The following is an 18,604-nucleotide window of genomic DNA, read 5'->3' as shown; positions in this document are numbered from 1 at the left end:
CCCGCGCCCCTCGGTGCGGCAAGGACCAGGGCTCCTGCCCTCCTGCCATGGAGATTCCATGGCCGCGACAGTCCAGAGGAGGAACGTACGCCTATGCGTCGTTACGAAATCATGGTCATCCTCGACCCCAGCCTCGACGAGCGCACCGTCGCCCCGTCGCTGGAGAACTTCCTCGCCGTCGTCCGCAACGACGGCGGTTCGGTCGAGAAGGTCGACATCTGGGGCAAGCGCCGCCTCGCCTACGACATCGAGAAGAACGACGAGGGCATCTACGCCGTCATCGACCTGTCGGCCGAGCCCGCCACCGTCAAGGAGCTCGACCGCCAGCTCGGCCTCGCCGAGGCGGTGCTCCGCACCAAGGTGATCCGGCCCGAGGCCCGCTAGCGGTCCCCGCGCCCGCGATCCCCTGCCCCCGAGACATCCGCTTTTGTCAGAACCGACACGGATGATCGGGGAAGCAGGCGAAACCGCCTGAGCCCGACTATCTCGAACCGGAGCCCGTACATGGCAGGCGAAACCCAGATCACGCTCGTCGGCAACCTTGTCGACGACCCTGAGCTGCGCTTCACGCCCAGTGGAGCCGCGGTCGCCAACTTCCGAGTGGCCTCGACGCCGCGCACCTTCGACCGGCAGTCGGGGGAGTGGAAGGACGGCGAGTCCATGTTCCTCACCTGCACCGTCTGGCGGCAGTACGCGGAGAACGTCGCCGAGAGCCTCCAGCGCGGCATGCGCGTCATCGTCCAGGGGCGGCTCAAGCAGCGCTCGTACGAGACGCAGCAGGGTGAGAAGCGCACCGTCTTCGAGATCGACGTCGAGGAGGTCGGCCCGGCCCTGCGCAGCGCCACCGCGAAGGTGACCAAGACGCAGCGCCAGGGCGGCGGCGGCTTCGGCGGCCAGCAGGGCGGCGGTTTCGGTGGCGGCCAGCCCCAGGGCGGCGGCTACGGGAACCAGGGTGGTGGCTTCGGCGGCCAGCAGGGCGGAGGGCGTCCTCCCGCCGACGACCCGTGGGCGACCGGCGGCGGCGCCGGTGGCGGCGGGGGCTTCGGCGGCGGATCGTTCGACGACCCGCCCTTCTAGGCCGCCAGGGTCCGCTCCCCGGAGCGCACCACGCAGCAAAACGGCCCGGTGCCCCGTGGCGCCGAGCCGATGTCCACTTGTCCTCAGACCATCCCCGGGAGGACCCCGGGGCTCTTGCGAAGGAGCACCACGATGGCGAAGCCGGCAGTGCGTAAGCCCAAGAAGAAGGTTTGCCTCTTCTGCCAGGAGAAGCAGTCCTACATCGACTACAAGGACACCACGCTTCTCCGCAAGTTCATCTCCGAGCGCGGCAAGATCCGCGCCCGCCGCGTGACGGGTAACTGCACGCAGCACCAGCGCGACGTCGCGACCGCGATCAAGAACGCGCGCGAGGTGGCCCTGCTGCCCTACACCAGCACCGCTCGCTAGCGGGGATTCTCCGAGGGAGGTTTTTGTCATGAAGCTGATCCTGACCCACGAGGTCAACGGTCTCGGAGCCCCTGGCGATGTCGTCGAGGTGAAGAACGGCTACGGCCGCAACTACCTGCTTCCCCGCGGGTTCGCCATCCGGTGGACGCGCGGCGGCCAGAAGCAGATCGACCTGATCCAGCGTGCGCGTGCCGCGCGTGACATCCGGTCCCTGGACGAGGCCCGTCAGGTCGCCGGCCAGGTCAACGCGCTCACCGTGCGTCTCAAGCAGCGCGCCGGCGAGGGTGGCCGCCTGTTCGGTTCGGTGACGCCCGCCGACATCGCCGAGGCCGTCAAGGCCGCCGGCGGTCCCGAGCTGGACAAGCGCCGCATCGAGGTCAAGAACCCGATCAAGTCGGTCGGCAGCCACAAGGCGCAGGTCCGCCTGCACCCGGAGGTCGCCGCGACGATCAAGCTGGACGTCGTCGGCTCCTGAGTCCGGCACACAGCACCGGTCCGGTCCCGTCTCTCCTCGGAGAGGCGGGACCGTTCCCTTTTCCGGGGAGACTTCCGGGGAGGAACGGGGGGAGCCGGACACGCCGAGATGTTCCGACAGCCCGTTTGGTAACTCTTTGTAACTTATCGTGTTCTCTGTGTTGATGTCGCGCGGAGAGGACGACAGAACCATGGCTGGACGGCAGGAATACGTTCCGGACCGCAGGACGGTTCTCCGGGGGGCGGTGCTCGTCGCGGGAGGGCTGCTTCTCGGCGGGCCGGCCGGGTTACCGGGGCCGGCCTCCGCCGCCGTGATTCCCAGGGTCTACACGCGGGAGGAGTGGAAGGCGCGCTCCCCGCGCCACACGATCCAGGTCCTGGACAGGGGGCCCACCCACATCGTCGTGCACCACACCGCCACGCAGAACTCCTACGACACCTCGGCCGAACACGCCGGAGAGCTGTCCCGCATCATCCAGAGCTACCACATGGACTCCAACGGCTGGAGCGACGCCGGACAGCAGCTGACCATCAGCAGGGGCGGCCACGTCATGGAGGGCCGGGACAGGACGATCCAGGCGATCCGCGAAGGCAGGCACGTGATCGGCGCGCACACCGCGGACCACAACTCGCACACCATCGGAATCGAGAACGAGGGGACCTACGCCACGGTGGCTCCTCCCGCGGAACTCATGACGTCTCTCGTGGAGACCTGCGCCTGGCTCTGCCTGGTGTACCGCCTCCACCCGGAGGAGGCCATCGTCGGGCACCGCGACTTCAACTCGACCAGCTGTCCGGGCGACAAGCTGTACTCGATGCTCCCGAAGCTGCGTGACGACGTCACTGCGCGGCTCCGCAAGCAGCTCGACCACCTCAGCGAGCCGGCGGGCACCGAACTCAGCCTGGAGCAGCTGCCCGACCACCCGCCCCGGCCTGCCTCGGAACGGGTGGCGAACTTCTACCACGGTCCGGCCATCGGGGAGCGGGACACCTCGCTCTGACCGGGGGCCTCCTCCCGGCCGAGGCGCCGCTCAGCTGCGGATCGCCCCGGTGACGAGCCAGGCGCTTCCCCGGGCCCGGACGCCCAGTGCGACGGCCCGTGCCAGGATCCACACGCCGAAGGCGGCCCACAGACCGACCAGTCCCCACATCGCGGAGTTCGCGAGGGCGGGCAGGGCCACGGCGAACGGCAGGAAGACCAGCATCGTCCACAGGGAGGCCCAGGCGAGGTAGCGCTGGTCCCCGGCGCCCATGAGCACCCCGTCCAGGACCATGGTCACCCCGCTCAGCGGTTGCAGCAGGGCGACCACGACCAGGGACGCCGTGATGAGCAGGCGCACCTGCGGGTCGGAGGTGAAGGGGACCCACGCCCACGGCAGCACCGCCAGCACCAGCACGGTGAACACGAACCCGAGGCCCACGCCCCACTCGACCATGCGGCGTGTGGACTCCCGTGCCCCCCGGGCGTCGCCCGCGCCCAGGTAGCGGCCGACGATGGCCTGCCCGGCGATGGCGATCGCGTCCATGGCGAACACCAGCAGGGCCCAGATGTTGTTGCTGACCTGGTGTGCGGCGATCGGGGCGTCACCCAGGCGGGCGGCTACGGCCGTGGTCACCAGAGCCACCACACGCATCGAGACGCTGCGAAGGAACAGGGCGAACCCCGCCGATGCCGACGCGCGCAGGCCCGCGGCGCTGGGGGCGAGGGACACGCCCTCGGCCCGGGCCCGGCGGATGATCACCGCGATGTACCAGAACGCTCCGCCGCCCTGTGCGGCCACCGTCGCCCACGCCGAACCGGTGATACCCCAGTCGAGCACCAGGACGAACAGCGCGCACAGGACGGCGTTGCCGGCGAAGGAGGCGACCGCCACGACCAGGGGCGTGCGGGCGTCCTGGAGACCGCGCAGCACTCCGGTGCCCGCCATGACGACGAGGAGGAAGGGCGTGCTCAGGAGGCTGACGCGCAGGTAGGCCACGGCGTAGGGTGCCACGTCGGACGAGGCGCCGAGGACCTCCACCATCGCGGGTCCCAGGGGCCAGCCGATCGCGATCGCGGCGGCCCCGAGGACGGCGGCGAGCCAGAGACCGTCGACACCGTCGCGGATGCCTCCCGCGATGTCACCGGCTCCGAACCTGCGGGCGACCGCGGCGGTGGTTCCGTAGGCGAGGAAGATGCAGACGGCGGCCAGGGTGAGCAGGACCTGCCCGGCCACGCCGAGGCCGCCGAGCGCGTGGGTGCCGAGGGTGCCCACGATCGCGGAGTCGGTCAGCAGGAAGAGCGGTTCGCTGACGAGCGCGAAGAAGCTCGGCACCGCCAGCGCGAGGATCTCGCGGTCGTGGCGGTGCCGGAACGGGGCGGCGGAGAGAAGTCTGCGCATGTCGAGGTCACCGTATCGGACAGGCGTCCACAGGGCGTGTGAAGTTATCCACAGGCCCCTGAAAGCCTGTGGATAACTCGGTCTGGCGGGCCCTGTGAGGCATCCCGCACGCACCTGTCGCAAGGGTTGTCTTCGCAGGTCAGGCCATATATCCACAGGTTGCGTGAAAGTTATCCACAGGTGATGTGTACAACTTGTGGTCCCTCTGCCCTGCAAAGACCTCCGGCGAGTGGTAAAAGCCCGTCCGAAACCCGTGTTCCGGCGTCGGTGCGTGATCCACAGCCCGTCCGCCCCCGGCCGGTCGGGCACCTGCCATGGGGCATCCTGGAAAGGTCGGTCCACGCCTGGGCCGACACGGAGCACGGTCCAGGGAGATTGTTCGTGAGTGTCGCCGAAGAGCCACCCGAAGAGGTCGGATACGAGCGCACACCGCCCCACGACATCCAGGCGGAGCAGAGCGTGCTGGGCGGCATGCTCCTCTCCAAGGACGCCATCACGCAGGTCGTGGAGATCGTCCGGTCCGCCGACTTCTACCGGCCGGCCCACCAGATCATCTACGACGCGGTCGTCGACCTCTTCTCCCGGGGCGAACCCGTCGACGTCATCTCGGTCAACGCCGAGCTGACCAAGCGCGGCGAGGCCACCCGGGCGGGCGGTGCCCTCTACCTCCACACCCTCACCGAGTCCATCCCCACCGCGGCCAACGCGGGCTACTACGCCAAGATCGTCTCCGACCGGGCCGTTCTGCGCCGCCTCGTGGAGGTCGGCACCCGCATCGCCCAGATCGGCTACTCGGGCGACGGGGAGGTGGACGACCTCGTCGACATCGCCCAGGCAGAGATCTACAAGGTCGCCGAGAAGCGCACCGGAGAGGACTACCTCCCCCTCTCCGACATCATGCCGGGCGCCCTGGACGAGATCGAGGCCATCTCCACCCACGACGGAACCCTCACGGGCGTTCCCACCGGCTTCGCCGACTTCGACGCCCTCACCAACGGCCTCCACCCCGGCCAGATGATCATCATCGCCGCCCGACCCGCTGTCGGAAAGGCCCTCGCCCTGGACACACCGCTGCCCACCCCTCAGGGCTGGACCACGATGGGAGAGGTGGAGGTCGGCAGCGAACTGCTCGCCGCGGACGGGACCCCGACCCGGGTGGTGGCCGCCACCGAGGTGATGACCGGGCGCCCCTGCTACGAGATCACCTTCGACGACGGCACCACCGTCGTCGCCGACGCGGAGCACCGGTGGCCGACCCACACGAGGGCCTCGCGGCGGGCCGGGCAGGAGGCGGGGACTCATGGCGGAGCCCCCTGCCTTCCCGAGATGCGTACCACGAGCGAGATCGCCCGTACCCTGAGCACGCCCGGGGCCGACCACGGGCCGAACCACTGGGTACCCACCACCGAGCCGCTGGACCTGCCCGAACAGGATCTCCTCCTGCCGCCCTACTTCCTGGGTGCCTGGCTCGGTGCCGGGGACGCCGGAGAGGCCCGGATCACGACCACGGACCCCGAGGTCCTGCTCGGCATCGAGTCCGAGGGACTGGTGGTCAAGCCCGTCGGTACCGACCGCGCCGCTCACAGTGTCTTCCTCCCCCAGGAGGAGCCCGGGAACGACGCGCGGGAGCGCACAGGCCGCCACGGCGGTGTCCGGGCCCTGCTGCGTACGCTCGGGGTGCTGGGGGACAAGCACATTCCTCCGGCCTGTCTGCGCGGCTCGGCGGAACAGCGCAGGAAGCTCCTGGCCGGCTTGCTGGACACCGGCGGAACGGTGGACGCCGACGGGTCGGTCCGGTTCGAGGTGGCCGACGAACGTCTGGCGAACGGCTTCCGGGAGCTGGTGCACAGCCTGGGGTACCGCACCGACATGTCGACGAGGCGGCCGGCGGGCCGGCCCGAGGCGCCCTCCACCCGCTACACGGTCACCTTCGAGCCGGAGCAGGAGATGTTCGGGCCCGACCTCGGGCGCGGAGCGCACGAGGAGCGGAGCGCGGGCCGCAGCCGCAGGAGAACCGGTTCCCGCTTCATCACCGCTGTCCGCCCGGTCGAGAGCGTTCCGGTCCGCTGTGTGCAGGTGGACCATCCGGGCCACCTGTTCCTCGCGACCCGTTCCATGGTGCCCACCCACAACTCGACCCTGGCCTTGGACTTCGCCCGTGCGGCGTCGATCAAGAACGACATGACGTCGGTCTTCTTCAGTCTGGAGATGGGGCGCAACGAGATCGTCATGCGCCTGCTGTCGGCGGAGGCGCGGGTACCGCTGCACACCATGCGCTCGGGTCTGATGACCGACGACGACTGGGCGCGGCTGGCCCGGCGGATGGGCGAGGTGGCCAACGCTCCGCTGTTCATCGACGACTCGCCCAACATGTCGATGATGGAGATCCGGGCCAAGTGCCGAAGACTCAAGCAGCAGCACGACCTCAAGCTGGTCATCGTCGACTACCTCCAGCTGATGAGTTCGCCCGGTCGGGTGGAGAGCCGCCAGCAGGAGGTCTCGGAGATGTCCCGGTCGCTCAAGCTCCTGGCCAAGGAGCTCGAGGTACCGGTGGTGGCGCTCTCCCAGCTCAACCGAGGCCCCGAACAGCGCACCGACAAACGCCCCCAGGTGTCGGACCTGCGGGAGTCGGGCTGCCTGACGGCCGACACCCGCGTGCTGCGGGCCGACACCGGTGCCGAGACCACGTTGGGAGAGCTGTACGAGGCAGGGGAGAGGGACATCCCCGTGTGGTCCCTGGACGACAAGCTCCGCCTCGTGCCCCGGACCATGACCCATGTCTTCTCCAGCGGGGTGAAGCAGGTCTTCCGGCTCCGCCTCCGGTCGGGAAAGGAGGTCACGGCCTCGGGGAACCATCCCTTCCTCGCCCTCGACGGCTGGCGCGCCCTGGAGAAGCTGGAACCCGGCGACAGGGTCGCCGTCCCCAGGCACGTGCCGGAGCCCCGGGAGACAGAACCGTGGCCGGAGTCCGGGGCCGTGGGACACCACGGAGCCCGCGCGGTGAGCCCGAGAAGCTGCGGCACCGGCCTTGCCGAGAGCACGGCCTGCACGACCACGGACACCGTTCCCCTTGAGGTTCGGGAGAGAGTGCGTACCGCGGTCGCGGACAAGGACGTGCTGGTGCGTGTGGCCCGGGTCCTGGATGACGCCGAACTCGACCTGGTGGCCACCAACGATGTCTTCTGGGACGAGATCGCGGAGATCGAGCCCCTCGGGGATCAGGAGGTCTTCGACGCGACCGTGCCCGGGACCCACAACTTCGTGGCCAACGGGATCAGTGTCCACAACTCCATCGAGCAGGACGCCGACATGGTCATCCTGCTCTACCGCGAGGACGTGCACGACAAGGAGTCGCCGCGCGCCGGTGAGGCGGACCTGATTCTCGCCAAGCACCGCAACGGTCCCACCGCCGACGTCACGGTGGCCTTCCAGGGGCACTACAGCCGCTTCGTCGACATGGCACCCGGATAAAGCACGCCCGCCGGGTGCGGAAGCACCCGGCGGATGCGCTGCATTCGGACATTTTCGGTCGGCTTCTCTGGCGCTTTGCGGTCATGTCGACTTGTCGACAAATCACTTCATGTTCATGACGTCGACCAGACGGCCTCCGTGCATCGCCAGGCGGCGGCCGGAAAGGCGGCGCCGCATCGTCCGGTCGTGGGTCACGATCACCACGGCTCCGGTGTAGTGCGACAACGCTTCCTCCATCTCTTCGATGAGCCCGGGGGCGAGGTGGTTGGTCGGCTCGTCCAGCAGGAGCAGTCCGTACACACCCGAGGTCAGCCGGGCGACCTCGATACGCCGCCGCTGGCCGACCGAAAGGTGGGCCACAGGCTGGTCCAGTTCTCCGGGCCGGAACAGTCCCAATGAAGCGAGCTCGTCCCGGTACTCCTCGGCCGGCTCGAGGCGCCCGGCGGCGTAGGCCTGGAGCACGGTCCGCCCGGCGGGTGCGTCGCCGTCCTCCTGGCGCAGGTGGCCGACCCGGACGGGTACGGACACACGGCCCGTGTCGGGGGCCAGTTCACCGGCGAGGACGCGCAGGAGCGTCGTCTTGCCGGCGCCGTTGGGACCCGTGACCACCACGCGCTCTCCCGGGGCGATGCGCAGCGCGGGAACGTCGAGCCGACCGCCGACACGCACCCCCTCCAGCTCCGCGGCGGACACGTTCCCTTCCGTCCGCTCCTCCCCGTGGAAGGCCGCGGTCATCCGCAGCGGTACCGGCGGGGGAGGGACCGGATCGGCGGTGAGCCGTTCCAGCCTTTCCTTGGCCTGGCGGATCCGGCTCATCGCTCCGTGCGCCCGCCCCCGGGCCCGGAAGGCTCCCGACCCGAAAATGGCCTTCTCCATCTTGCGGGGAACGGCCTCCAGACGCCGGACGTTGTTCTCGGCGAGCCTGCGCGAGCGCTCCCTCTCCCGGCACCATGCGTCGTACTCCCTGATCCAACGGGTGCGCTCGGCGGCCTTGGCCGCGAGGAAGCCGTCGTAGCCGTTGCCGTACCGGTGGACCCGGTGCAGGTCGCGGTCGACCTCGAGAACGGTGTCGGTCACCGCGGCCAGGAACGCGCGGTCGTGTGTGACGGCCACGACCGTGCCGCGGTGGCCGCGCAGGCGCTCCTCCAGCCAGGCGACGGCCCGGTCGTCCAGGTCGTTGGTGGGTTCGTCGAGCAGGAGCAGTTCGGGCGAGGCGGCCAGCACCGATGCCAGGGCAAGGCGTGAGCGCTCGCCGCCCGAGAGTGTGTGGAGCGGACGGGACCGGTCGAGGCCGGGCAGGCCGAGCGCGTACAGCCCGGCCTCCACCCGGGCGTCGGCGTCGTATCCGCCCCGGGCCTCGAACTCGGACAGCAGGTCCCCGTAGGCGTTCAGCTGGTCGGGGCGGGCGGTGCCGAGGCAGGCCTCGGCGGTGCGGATCCGCTCCTCCAGCTCCCTCAGGTCGTACAGCGCGTCGTCGATGGCGTCGCCCACGGTCCCGGTCGCGACACCGACGTGTTCCAGGGTCTGGGGCAGGTGGCCGATACCACCGGGGGCTCGGACCAGGACATCTCCGTTGTCGGCCTTCTCCTCGCCGGCGAGCAGGCGCAGCAGCGTGCTCTTGCCCGAGCCGTTGTCGCCGATGATGCCGACGCGTTCGCCGGGGCCGATGGTGAAAGTGACGCGGTCGAGGACGGTGCGGTCCCCGTAGCGCTTGGTGACCTCGGCCAGGGTGATCTGGGAACGGGAAAGCGGTCGGGCGGTGCTCATGCGCGGCCTCCTGTCTCTGAAAGGGGGTGGTGGGCCGCGGTTGTCCGGAGAGGGCACCTCGGAACGGTCCTTGCGGACACAGGAATGCGAGGTTGCGGACTGCCGTCGGGGAGCGGCACGGATGTGCACGCTCCCGCGCGAGGCCCCTTCCGGATCGACCGCGGCGGAGAGTACCCGCGGAGCGGCGCGGCACGTACGTGCGGCGCGGAACTCGACGCGGGTGCGGAGCGCGGGATTCACAGGAAGAAGTAGAGCCTCATGAGCGAGACGATACGTTCCGTCTCACGTGGTGTCAAGCGCCCCGGGCGGTCGGCGCACATGTTCTGGCACGGTGACCGGAAAGTCAGGCCCCCTGGCCGCCGGGGGCGGGTGGCGGGGGTGTTCCCGCACCGTGGTGGTGCGGTACGGGGAGGCCGGGTCCCTGAAGGGGATGCTGCCGTCCGCCGCTGGTCCGCCCTTTCGGGCGGTGCGGCTGGGGCGGGAGCGGCAGGGCACTTATCGGTTGGCCCTTATATCCCTTTATCGTCAAGCCGATTTGTCGACATGGCCAGGACATGCGTGAGGGGCCGCCCCTGGTGGGGCGGCCCCTCGGTTGCTCGGTCGTCCGGGACTCCTCACCGAACCGTTCGGCGAGGGCGTGCCGCGGGTGGCACGTCGTGGGCGGACGCTCCTCGCGGAGCGGGACTCTCGTACAGCGGGCCAGGAAGACGCCGCGCCCTGCGCGGAGACGCCTGAACCGCTGCTCGCAGATTCTCGGCTCCGCCGGAGATCGCGAGAAGTCGCGGCCTAGAGCCAGCGAGCCTCGGGTCGCGTGCGCCCGTTCTCGTCGGTGACCAGCACCCAGTGCATGATCGGGTGCTGAGAGCTGATGGTGTCGGCGTCCTCGCGGGGCCGGGGAACGTGCACGGGCTCCGCCGCCACGCCGGAGAGGCGAAGGGCCTCTTCGGGGGTGCGGACGGTCCGGCCGGCCTGGGGGGAGCGAGTGGGATGCACCGCACGCTCGATGTGGTGTGCCATGTGCCCTCCTCGTTTCCTTATCAGATGATATGAGTTAACCCTATGTTCACCTTGAAGTCAAACCTCGCCGTGACGCGGTTCGGTGCATGGGTGCTCAGCTGCCCCCGGAGGGCCGGTTGAAACCCCAGGAGAAGGCGGGGTCGGAGGCGTGGGGCTCGCCCGGGCCGGGGGACGCGCGGCGAGTGGCTCGGGAGCAAGGTGAACAGAAGGTGAACGAGCGGGGAATCCGGGGCCGGTGGAGGTGGCGGGACAGACGGGAAAACGGAGAGCACCCGCCCGGGGGCGGGTGCTCTCCGTCGGAGGCAGGGAGGGCTACTCCTTGAAGATGAGCCCCACGACCTCCAGGTAGAGCTGTTCGGGATAGGGGATGAAGTCGATCTTGCTCAGGGCCTGGTCCTGACCGGCCGACTCCATCACGAAGGTTCCGTAGCCGAGGAAGCGCCCCAGGAGGGTGCGCTCGAACCTCATGTCGGTGACCTTGCCGAGCGGCATCATGTTGACCTGGCGGGTGATCAGTCCGGTCGTCAGCAGCAGCCGGGCGGAGGTGATGACGAAGTAGTCGACCGACCACTCCGCGACCTTCCACACGAACCACACCAGCACCAGCAGCCAGAGCCACCAGATGATGGCCACCGCCGCGGCGGTATCCGCGATCTGGGTGTTGCTGAGGATTCCCGCGAGGATCAGTGCCCCGAGGACCGCACCCACCGGGCCGATCAGGATCGCGGGATGCCGGCGGATGGTCACCACGTCCTGCTCGTGCGGGAGCAGGTAGCGGTTGACCGACGCCGGAGCGCTGTTACTCGAGGCCACGAGCCGCATGTGTCCGCCTACGGCAGCAGGGCGTTGACGAAGCGGGACATCGATTCCGCACCGCCGACCAGGCCGCCCAGCGCACTCTGGATCACGCCTGCCGCGCTCTCGGGTTGCGTGAGCAGATAGAACGCCACGAACCCGATGAGCGCGTAGCCGCCCCATTTCTTCAACTTCGCCACGACTGACTCCTCTGGGAATCCACCTGACCCACCAACCCAAGAGTGATTGTCGCATTGGGAATGCTGCCCCGTAAAGCCTGCCAGGTACTTCCGGCGTGGCGGTATGTCGGGACTTCCGTGCTTGCGGGTTGTGTCCGGTTCCGTTGCTGTTGGTGCCACAGCGTTTGGTGATTGCAATACGGATATCCCCGAGCGCAGGTCAGGGTGGTTGGGGGCCGGTGTCGGGGTGTCCTGGGGAAGGGGTGGGAACCGAAACGCCGAAGAAAGTGTCGGACAGGCCGAAAATCGAGCTCTGTACAGGTCGAATTCAGAAAAACTGAACAGGCACGGTGTCCGGGTGCCCGTCCGTCAGCGGCGTTCGGCAAAAGCCATCGCGAGCACCTGGAGGTGCTGGCGGGCGATCCGCTCCACCAGGTCGGGGGTGGCGCGACCGGTGACCTCCAGGGCGCCGTGCCTGGCCGCGTCCACGCACCGGGCCACGGTGGCCTCGTGGTGCACCGCGGCGAACTCCGACGTCAGTCGCTCGACGACCGGGGAGAAGCGGGGATCGGCGATGGTCGAGGAGGACGTGGTCTCGGGCATCTCGCTCCTTGGAGGTCGCAGGGGTGGTGGCGCAGGGTGCCCGGTCAAGGGCGTTCGGTGATTCCTGCCGGTTCTCCGGACGACCGCACCGGGGGTGGGTGTGGGGATTCGGTGTCGGTGAACCGCGGGGTTGGTTTCGGTCTGAGATCTCTGCCCTGTTACGGGCCGTCATGAACCATGATCACTGCTGTCGGTTACGTTCTCATCTCGAAATGAATTCGGATAATGCCGATCAGTGGTCCATCTCGGGCTACCACCTGGGGTGATGATATCGCCACTGTAGATGCATGCCCGCTTTTCGGACGTTCATTCACTCTGTGCTGAAATGAGCCGAAAAAGCGCCCGACTGGTGATCCAGTCGGGCGCCGGCGTCTGTCGCGAAGGGGGGAGAATCAGGTGCAGCCGTACAGGCGGTCGCCGGCATCCCCGAGCCCGGGCAGGATGAAGCTGTTCTCGTCCAGCCGCTCGTCCACGGCCGCGGTCACCACGCGCATGGTCGCGCCGTGGTCCGGCTCCAGGGTTTCGGACAGTTTCCGCTCGAGAGCCTCCAGGCCCTCGGGGGCCGCGAGAAGGCAGATCGCGGTGATGTGGTCGGCGCCGCGCTCCACCAGGAGCTTGAGTGCGGCGGCCAGGGTGCCCCCGGTGGCCAGCATGGGGTCGAGCACGTAGCACTGGCGGCCCGAGAGGTCCTGGGGCAGCCGGTCGGCGTACGTGGCGGGCTGGAGCGTCTCCTCGTCCCGGGCCATCCCCAGGAATCCCACCTCGGCCGTCGGGAGCAGGCGCGTCATCCCGTCGAGCATGCCCAGGCCGGCGCGCAGGATCGGCACCACCAGCGGGGTGGGGCGGCTCAGCTGCGTCCCGGTGGTCTCCGTCAGCGGGGTCCTGACGGTGACGTCCGTCACTCGCACGTCGCGGGTCGCCTCGTAGGCGAGCAGGGTCACCAGCTCGTCGGTCAGTCGGCGGAAGGTGGGCGAGTCGGTCTGCACATCGCGCAGGGTGGTCAGCTTGTGCGCGACCAAGGGATGGTCGACGACCAGGGTTTCCAAGACAGTCTCCGGATGAGCTGGGACAACGGACGGTGGCTGGGGAGCTGGGCCAGGCAGAGTCTAGTCGTGCCCGGATCCTCCGCCGGGTGCCTCGGACCGCGTCCGGAGGACGGGCGGGAGAGGCGCACACCCGTCGTGGGGAGCTCGGTGGAGCACGCCGAGCCGGAGTCGTGAGAGCGTTGTGCGGAACTGAAGCGGACCGGGACCGGAGTGATCGTTACCATGTCACTCGCACGGGCGGTTCCTTCGTCCGCACCGATACACCGGCCGGGTTGGGGTGGCGATGACAGTGCTCGATCATGGTGACGACGACTCCGGTGACTTCGCGGCCGTCGCGTACCGGGAAGAGGAGTACTGGGAGGTGGACCTCCTCCCAGTGGCCCTGGCGCACGACGTCAAGGGCCTGATCCACGCCCTGCGCCAGCAGCCGAGCATCAGCGGCTCCATCGGCCTGGTCTCGGTCGGCGACGACTTCTTCGTCCTCGTCCGGGTGTACGGCGGCGAGGTGTCCCTCTTCCTCTCCGACGTCACCGCCTCCGTCGAGTGGCAGGTCGCCCGGGACGTCCTCGACCACCTGGACATCGACCTGCCCGACGACGACCTGGACCAGGTGCTGCCCGCCGGCGACCTCTCCATCCTCGCCGATCTCGGCCTGGACGAGATGGAGCTCGGTGCCCTCGCCGGCGACCTCGACCTGTATCCGGACGAGGTGCTGGCCAGCGTCTCCGAGCGTCTGGGATTCGCACAGTCGTTCCAGCGTGTCCTCGACTCTCTGGGGTAGGGACACCTGGGAAGTCACCCCGGAGAACAAGGAGAGCAAGCGGTGCCCACCTTCGCAGCTGTCTTCGCTCCCGACGGGAAGGCGTGGCGTGGAGCCGAGGTCGAGCTCGGGGAGGTGAACGTCATCGACGACGTCACCGACCTGATGCTCGACCACGCTGCCGAATCGGGAAGCGATCTCGCCGTCCTCCTGCTGGAGGTCGACGACGAGTGGTTCGCCATCGTGCGCACGGACGACGGCGGTGAGCCCCGGGTGTTCCTGTCCGACGCCCGCGTGGTGGAGGACCATCACCTGGCCGAGGTGCTCTCCGAGGCGGGAGTGGCCGGAGCTCCCCCCGCGGAGGGGGCGGGCTCCCGCCCCGACCCCTCGCCCGACGGTGACGCCGGACTGCTCACCGACCTGGGAGTGACCGCGGACGAGCTGCGGTCGCTGTCCCACGACAGCAGCGGAGTGCTGCCGAGCGACGTCCTCGCGGCCGTGGCCGAACGGGCCGGCTTCGGCGACCTCCTCGACAGCATGAGGCTGTGACCTCCTACGACACCCCCCTGAGAACGGCGGTCGCCGAGGCCGAGCTGGCCCTGGCCACCGGTGACGTCCCTGTGGGCGCCGTCGTGCTCGATCCCGCGGGCACCGTCATCGGCCGCGGCCACAACGCACGCGAGGCCGGGGGCGATCCCACCGCCCATGCCGAGCTGCTCGCCCTGCGCGCCGCCGCCGTGGTCCGCGGCGAATGGCGGCTGACCGGTTGCACGCTGGTGGTCACCCTCGAGCCCTGCGTGATGTGCGCGGGCGCGATCGTGCTCTCGCGGGTGGACCGCCTCGTCTACGGCGCCCGCGACGCCAAGGCGGGTGCGGCCGGTTCCCTGTGGGACCTGGTCCGCGACCCCCGTCTCAACCACCGCCCGGAGGTCGTTCCGCCCGACATGGTCGGCACCGAGGTCGCCGAGGAGTGCGCGGCCCTCCTCACCCGCTTCTTCACCGAGCGCCGGGGGCCCTGACCCTCCGACCGGAGTCCTTCCTCCGCCGCCCGCTCCCGCCCCCGACCGGCGGCCTGCGGTCGCAGGATCCGTCCTCGGCGCCCCGCCGGTTTTCCGCACTCCCCAGGATCCGGTAGAGTTGTCCGCGGTGGAGTCGCCTAGTGGCCGATGGCGCCCGCCTCGAAAGCGGGTAAGGGGCAACCCTTCGAGGGTTCAAATCCCTCCTCCACCGCCACCAGCCGCCCCCGGCATCGCCGGGGGCGGCTTTTTCGTGTCCCGATGTCACCCCTCGGCCGGGGCGGGGCCCGTGCTGCCGCGGGAGACGAGGCGGGCGGTGGGGGACCAGCGCTCGGTGGCGGGGTGGCCGTCGGCGCACTCCAGGGCCGCCTCGGCGACCGAGGTGCCGTACCGGTGGACGTCCACGCTCATGGCGGTGAGGGTGGGCGAGGCCAGCCGGCACAGCGTCGAGTCGTCCCAGGCGATGAGGCTCAACCGCCCGGGGACGGCGACGCCGAGCTCCCGAGCGGTGTCCAGCCCCGCCACCGCCATCACGTCGTTGTCGTACAGGACCGCCGTGGGCGGGTGGTCGAGTCCGAGCAGCTCGGCGGTGCGCCGGGCGCCCGACTCGCGGGAGTAGTCGCCCTCCAGGACCACCGGCGCGGGGAGCCCCGCCTCGCGGCAGCCCTCGGCGAGCGCCTCGGTGCGTGCGCGGGTGTGCAGCAGCTGCGCGGGACCGCTCACCCGGGCGATGCGCCGGTGCCCCAGCTCCAGGAGCCGCGACAGCACCTCGCGGACCGGGGCGGTGTTGTCGGTGTACACCGCCGGGGCGTCGGAGCCCTCGTGGGCCCCGGCCACCACGAAGGGCAGCCGGAGCTCACGCAGCAGGGCGGGACGGGTGTCGTCGACGGCCGGGTTGACCACGGCCACGGCGTCGACCAGGCGGCTCTCCGCCCAGCGGCGGTAGGCCTCCTCCTCCGCCTCGGCGGTGGTCACCAGCTGGAGCAGGACCGACATGTCGCGCTCGGCCAGCCGTTCCTCGATCCCCGCGATGAACTCCATGAAGAACGGCTCCGCGCTCAGGAGGCGGCTCGGCCGGGCCAGGACCAGCCCGACCGCTCCGGCGGGTTCGCGTTTTCCCACGGGCGTTCACTCCCCTCCGGAGCCGTGCAGGGAATTGGCGGTGCGCAGCACCTCGCGGGAGGTGAGTGCGGCGTGGTCGAGCTTCGTGCCGGACCTCACGGTGAAGGTGTGCCGCTCTCCCGGGAGCAGGTCGACGAGCATGTCGTCGACCTCGGCGCCGGGGTCGAGCCGGTCGACCAGGAGGGAGACGTCGCGGGCGAACGAGGTGGCGCTGACCTCCACCGAGCAGCCGTCGGGCGTGTCGGTGACCTTCGCGGTCAGCGGCTCGGGGTCGTAGGCGAGGTGGCGGTCCTCGCGGAAGGGCCGCACGGTACGGACGCCGGAGGCGGTCGCCGTGAGCACCTCCCTGCGGTCGTCGGCGGGCGCGAGCAGTTCCCGGGGCAGCTCGTACTCGCCCACCGCGCGCGGCGGGACGGAGAGCGCCGCCGTGTCGGTGTGCAGGGTCTCGCCGGTGAAGGTGGTGCGCTCCAGCCGGACCTCGTCGGCCCACTCCTCGTCGGTGTCGTTGACCGCGACGAGGACGAGTCTCCCGTCGCGGGGCTGCACGGTGAGCAGGCGGGGGGCGTAGGCGTCCCGCAGCGCGTACCACAGGGGCTTGGGGCGCTCGTCGCCGTCGACGGCCGCCCAGGAGGTGACCGGCCAGCAGTCGTTGAGCTGCCACACCAGCGAACCCGCGGTGCGGGGCCACCAGGAGCGGAAGTGCTCGACGCCGAAGGCCACGGCGCGGGCCTGGTTGAGCTGGGTGGCCCAGTGCCAGTCCGCGAAGTTCTGCGGTGCGCGCAGGTGGGCGGAGAAGCCGCGGTCGAGCTTGCCGTTGCCGTCCTCGGCCTTCTGGTGCAGCAGGAAGGCCGGCGAGGTCGGGGTCATCGGCTCGTCGTGCACCCACGCCGTGAGGGTGGACCAGGTGGGTGGGCCCTGGAAGCCGAACTCGGAGCAGAACCGCGGGACGTGGTCCTGGTAGGCGCGGTAGTCGGTCTGGTTCCACACGACCCACTCGTGGCGGGTGCCGTGCGCCTCGTCGTTGGGGTGGACCTCAGAGGCGGGCAGGCCCGGTGAGTAGGGGCTGCCGTCGGAGTAGAAGCGGGTGGGGTCGAGTTCGGCGACGACGGACGGGAAGAGCTCGGTGTAGTAGCGGTGTCCCCAGGTGAGGTCGCCCAGCTGCTCCTTCCAGCCCCAGTCCTCGTGGCCCCACAGGTTCTCGTTGCCGCCGTTCCACAGGGCGAGGGAGGCGTGCGAGCTGAGGCGGGCGACGTTCTCGCGGGCCTCGGCCTCGAACTCGCTCCACAGCGGTTCCTCCTCGGGGTAGGCCGCGCAGGCCAGGAGGAAGTCCTGCCAGACGAGGACACCGCGCTCGTCGCAGACGTCGTAGAAGTCCTCGGACTCGTAGATGCCCCCGCCCCACACGCGGAGCATGTTCATGTGGGCACCCAGGGCCTGGTCGACGCGGCGGGCGAGGCGGTCGCGGGTGATGCGGGTGAGGAAGTGGTCGTCGGGGATCCAGTTGGCGCCCTTGACGAAGATCGGCTTGTCGTTGACGGTCACGGTGAACGGCGTGCCGTGCTCGTCGGGGGTGGTGTCGACCTCGACGGTGCGGAAACCGATGCGGCGCTCGGCGGAGTCCAGGATCGCGCCGCCGCCGGTGAGGGAGACGGAGAGGTCGTAGAGGGGCTGCTCGCCGTGGCCCGCGGGCCACCACAGCCGCGCGTCGGGCACCTCCACCACGACGGTCCCGCTGTCGCCGTCGACACGGGCCTCGGCCCTGCGCCCGGCGACCTCGGCGGTCAGCAGCAGCTCGGCTCCGCCGTCGCGCTCGATGTCGGCGTGGACCTCGACGCGGCCGGTGCCGTCCTCACCGACGGTGACGAGCGTGCGTACCTGCGCGAGCCGGGCCTTGGTCCAGCGCTCCAGGCGGACGGGCTTCCAGATCCCGGCGGTCTGGAGGTCGGGCCCCCAGTCCCAGCCGAAGGAGCAGGCCATCTTGCGGATCATGTTGAACGGGTGGGTGTTGACGTGCGGTCGGGCGCCGAGGCGCTCACGGGTCTCCTCGGCGTGCTCCAGGGCGGAGCGGAAGGAGACGGTGAGCTCGTTGGAGCCCGTGCGCAGGGCCTCGCGCACGTCGAACCGGTGGCCGCGGTGCATGTTGGCGGTGCGGCCCAGCTCCCGGCCGTTGAGCTCGATGGTCGCGACGGTGTCCAGGCCGTCGAAGGCCAGGTCGACGCGCTCGCCCCCGCCGGCGGCCTCGGCGTCGAAGACGAGGGTGTAGCGCCAGTCCGTGCGGTGGATCCAGGCCAGCTCGGTCTCGGCGGTGTCCAGGTACGGGTCGGGGATCAGGTCGGCGGCGAGCAGGTCCGTGTGGGTGCTGCCGGGGACCTGGGCGGGGATCTCGCGGCCGGCGATGTTCTCGGGGACGGGGCCGGCGGTGGCGGTCAGGCGCCAGCCGTCGTGCAGGGTGTGGCGGATCATCCTCAGCCTCTCGGAAAGCGGGGCCGGCGCACCGTGCGCCTTGGCACGAGATTCTTACTTAAGT

At 70.1% G+C, this 18,604-nt stretch carries 18 protein-coding genes and 1 tRNA gene; 10 read left to right on the top strand and 9 right to left on the bottom strand.

The features are described from left to right. Nucleotides 1–93: 93 nt before the first annotated feature. From rpsF to FHS13_RS18205, 5 genes are all read left to right on the top strand, one after another. Nucleotides 94–384 carry a 30S ribosomal protein S6 gene (gene rpsF, locus FHS13_RS18225; protein WP_184293142.1) on the top strand — a complete coding sequence of 97 codons (291 nt, stop codon included), beginning with the start codon at nucleotides 94–96 and terminating at the stop codon, nucleotides 382–384. A gap of 120 nt (nucleotides 385–504) precedes the next feature. Then, nucleotides 505–1,077: a single-stranded DNA-binding protein gene (locus FHS13_RS18220; RefSeq protein ID WP_184293141.1), complete on the top strand. Its 573-nt coding sequence runs from the start codon at nucleotides 505–507 to the stop codon at nucleotides 1,075–1,077. 132 nt (nucleotides 1,078–1,209) lie between these two features. Then, nucleotides 1,210–1,446, top strand: coding sequence for a 30S ribosomal protein S18 (rpsR, locus tag FHS13_RS18215; protein ID WP_184293140.1), 237 nt, complete (start codon nucleotides 1,210–1,212; stop codon nucleotides 1,444–1,446). A 28-nt stretch (nucleotides 1,447–1,474) separates the two neighbouring features. Next, nucleotides 1,475–1,921 (top strand): 50S ribosomal protein L9, encoded by a 447-nt coding sequence (rplI, locus tag FHS13_RS18210; RefSeq protein ID WP_184293139.1) that lies wholly within the window; start codon nucleotides 1,475–1,477, stop codon nucleotides 1,919–1,921. Between the two features lie 190 nt (nucleotides 1,922–2,111). After that, a complete protein-coding gene (locus FHS13_RS18205) occupies nucleotides 2,112–2,921 on the top strand; it encodes a peptidoglycan recognition protein family protein (protein ID WP_184293138.1) in 810 nt (269 codons plus the stop codon). Nucleotides 2,922–2,951: 30 nt separating this feature from the next. Here the strand turns inward: FHS13_RS18205 and FHS13_RS18200 are convergent, their stop codons facing one another. Beyond that, the gene (locus tag FHS13_RS18200) at nucleotides 2,952–4,301 is read right to left on the bottom strand and encodes an MATE family efflux transporter (RefSeq protein ID WP_184293137.1); all 1,350 of its coding nucleotides are present in this window, start codon (nucleotides 4,299–4,301) and stop codon (nucleotides 2,952–2,954) included. Between the two features lie 381 nt (nucleotides 4,302–4,682). Here FHS13_RS18200 and dnaB point away from each other — a divergent pair, with 381 nt between their 5' ends. Then, nucleotides 4,683–7,772 (top strand): replicative DNA helicase, encoded by a 3,090-nt coding sequence (gene dnaB, locus FHS13_RS18195; protein ID WP_184293136.1) that lies wholly within the window; start codon nucleotides 4,683–4,685, stop codon nucleotides 7,770–7,772. Between the two features lie 102 nt (nucleotides 7,773–7,874). Here dnaB and abc-f read toward each other — a convergent pair whose 3' ends face one another. The 6 genes from abc-f to upp form a co-directional block, all read right to left on the bottom strand. Continuing rightward, the gene (gene abc-f, locus FHS13_RS18190; RefSeq protein WP_184293135.1) at nucleotides 7,875–9,539 is read right to left on the bottom strand and encodes a ribosomal protection-like ABC-F family protein; all 1,665 of its coding nucleotides are present in this window, start codon (nucleotides 9,537–9,539) and stop codon (nucleotides 7,875–7,877) included. Between the two features lie 786 nt (nucleotides 9,540–10,325). Next, nucleotides 10,326–10,556: a hypothetical protein gene (locus FHS13_RS18185; RefSeq protein WP_184293134.1), complete on the bottom strand. Its 231-nt coding sequence runs from the start codon at nucleotides 10,554–10,556 to the stop codon at nucleotides 10,326–10,328. Between the two features lie 312 nt (nucleotides 10,557–10,868). Further along, nucleotides 10,869–11,378 (bottom strand): PH domain-containing protein, encoded by a 510-nt coding sequence (locus tag FHS13_RS18180; protein WP_184293133.1) that lies wholly within the window; start codon nucleotides 11,376–11,378, stop codon nucleotides 10,869–10,871. An 8-nt stretch (nucleotides 11,379–11,386) separates the two neighbouring features. Then, a complete protein-coding gene (locus FHS13_RS18175) occupies nucleotides 11,387–11,551 on the bottom strand; it encodes a hypothetical protein (RefSeq protein ID WP_184293132.1) in 165 nt (54 codons plus the stop codon). 348 nt (nucleotides 11,552–11,899) lie between these two features. Then, nucleotides 11,900–12,133 (bottom strand): hypothetical protein, encoded by a 234-nt coding sequence (locus tag FHS13_RS18170; protein ID WP_184293131.1) that lies wholly within the window; start codon nucleotides 12,131–12,133, stop codon nucleotides 11,900–11,902. A gap of 392 nt (nucleotides 12,134–12,525) precedes the next feature. Further along, nucleotides 12,526–13,179, bottom strand: coding sequence for a uracil phosphoribosyltransferase (gene upp / locus FHS13_RS18165; RefSeq protein WP_184293130.1), 654 nt, complete (start codon nucleotides 13,177–13,179; stop codon nucleotides 12,526–12,528). A 283-nt stretch (nucleotides 13,180–13,462) separates the two neighbouring features. On the opposite strand from upp, the gene FHS13_RS18160 reads away from it, so the two are divergent. The 4 genes from FHS13_RS18160 (at nucleotide 13,463) to FHS13_RS18145 (ending at nucleotide 15,172) form a co-directional block, all read left to right on the top strand. Further along, on the top strand, nucleotides 13,463–13,960 hold the full coding sequence (locus FHS13_RS18160) for a tRNA adenosine deaminase-associated protein (RefSeq protein WP_184293129.1): 498 nt from the start codon (nucleotides 13,463–13,465) through the stop codon (nucleotides 13,958–13,960). A 42-nt stretch (nucleotides 13,961–14,002) separates the two neighbouring features. Further along, on the top strand, nucleotides 14,003–14,488 hold the full coding sequence (locus FHS13_RS18155) for a tRNA adenosine deaminase-associated protein (protein WP_184293128.1): 486 nt from the start codon (nucleotides 14,003–14,005) through the stop codon (nucleotides 14,486–14,488). Continuing rightward, a complete protein-coding gene (gene tadA / locus FHS13_RS18150) occupies nucleotides 14,485–14,958 on the top strand; it encodes a tRNA adenosine(34) deaminase TadA (RefSeq protein WP_343065076.1) in 474 nt (157 codons plus the stop codon). The genes FHS13_RS18155 and tadA overlap by 4 nt, the downstream gene beginning before the upstream one ends. 126 nt (nucleotides 14,959–15,084) lie before the next feature. Then, nucleotides 15,085–15,172 (top strand) — tRNA-Ser (locus tag FHS13_RS18145). Between the two features lie 47 nt (nucleotides 15,173–15,219). Here the strand turns inward: FHS13_RS18145 and FHS13_RS18140 are convergent. Both FHS13_RS18140 and FHS13_RS18135 read right to left on the bottom strand, forming a co-directional pair. After that, nucleotides 15,220–16,077, bottom strand: coding sequence for a substrate-binding domain-containing protein (locus FHS13_RS18140; protein ID WP_184293127.1), 858 nt, complete (start codon nucleotides 16,075–16,077; stop codon nucleotides 15,220–15,222). A gap of 6 nt (nucleotides 16,078–16,083) precedes the next feature. Next, nucleotides 16,084–18,540: a glycoside hydrolase family 2 protein gene (locus FHS13_RS18135; protein WP_184293126.1), complete on the bottom strand. Its 2,457-nt coding sequence runs from the start codon at nucleotides 18,538–18,540 to the stop codon at nucleotides 16,084–16,086. Nucleotides 18,541–18,604: the final 64 nt, after the last annotated feature.

Source organism: Nocardiopsis algeriensis (assembly GCF_014203695.1).
GTDB lineage: Bacteria > Actinomycetota > Actinomycetes > Streptosporangiales > Streptosporangiaceae > Nocardiopsis > Nocardiopsis algeriensis.
Note: the sequence above shows the minus strand (reverse complement) of the source record. Positions and strands in the feature narration are given on the sequence as shown.